At 32.5% G+C, this 1,203-nt stretch carries 1 protein-coding gene and 1 pseudogene; both read right to left on the bottom strand.

The window, feature by feature from the left end; all coding sequences use genetic code 11:
• A pseudogene (locus tag ABMA45_RS00350) lies at positions 1-524 on the bottom strand (carbohydrate ABC transporter permease); the annotation flags it as partial.
• Position 525: 1 nt separating this feature from the next.
• Positions 526-1,203, bottom strand: a 678-nt coding sequence (locus ABMA45_RS00345; protein WP_348029856.1) for a carbohydrate ABC transporter permease, incomplete at its 5' end; no start/stop codon positions are given.

Here is a 1,203-nt window from a genome sequence, read left to right as displayed (position 1 = left end):
TAATAACTTGTCATAACGAAGAATGACATTGGAATACCCATAGCTGCATAAACAATAATTAATCCAAGCTTTGTATCATACAATCCGAGTGTCTTAAAGATTGAGAACAATGGCTGTGAAATTGCCTGTGCAGGAAGCATTAATGATGCTGAAATCATAAGAACCAAAATTGTTTTTAATTTAAAATTATATCTTGCTGTTATATATGCACACATTGCAACTACACATAATGTAACTAATACGCTGACACCTACTACAATTACACTGTTTAAGAAATATTTCTGAATTGGTGCATATTTAAATGCATCTGCATAGTTTTTAAAATTAAAGCTCTTTGGCAATGACAATGCTGATGCATTGATTTCTGCATAAGTTTTAAATGAACTTAATGCTGCCCAAATAATAGGTCCAATTGAAATAGCTACTATTATTAATAAGAAAATATATTTCGCAATGCCTGCGATTACTCTAATAGCAAGAGGCTGTTTTTTTAAAGTTCTTGGTACGTTAATTGTTTCTGACATTTTATACCTCCTCTATTTCTTTCTTCTGATTAAACAATCTCTGAATTAATATAACTAATACAAGTCCTAAGATAATCTGAATTACACCTACTGCATTAGCTTTACCATAGTTATTTTCAAGTGTTATGATTTTATATAAATACATTGGAAGATTAAGAGTTGAGTTTCCAGGGCCTCCTCGTGTTGTCATGTAAATGATATCGAACTGAGAAACCATTGCTACTGATGCTAAAATTACACATGTTCCAAATGCATTTTTCATCATTGGAATTGTAATGTATCTGTCAGCCTGTCCTGCTGTTGCTCCATCAACCTGAGCTGCTTCATATATTTCAGGGCTTATAGCTCCCATTTCACCTAAGAATATAAGCATGTTAAATCCTGAGTAGAAAACCCATGTAGCTGTTACTGTCCAGAAAGCATATTTTGAATTTCCGAAAAGGTTAACAACCTGCATAGTATCAATTCCTAATTTTTCATATAACATTTTTACTACACCGAATGTAGGGTTTAAAAGCAATGAGTACATAACTGCTGTTGCTGCTGTTGGGATAATGTTAGGAATTACATATGCAACTCTTGCAAATTTCCATCCCTTTGGCTTTCTTCTTAAAATAAGAGCCATTATAAATCCCATAAGTACATGTAATGTTGACTGAATTACTACCCATTTTAATGT

This window comes from Eubacterium sp. CAG:156, from assembly GCF_000434315.1.
GTDB lineage: Bacteria > Bacillota > Clostridia > Lachnospirales > Lachnospiraceae > Eubacterium_U > Eubacterium_U album.
The sequence above is the reverse complement of the archived record's forward strand: the minus strand, read 5'-3'. Positions and strand labels throughout refer to the sequence as shown.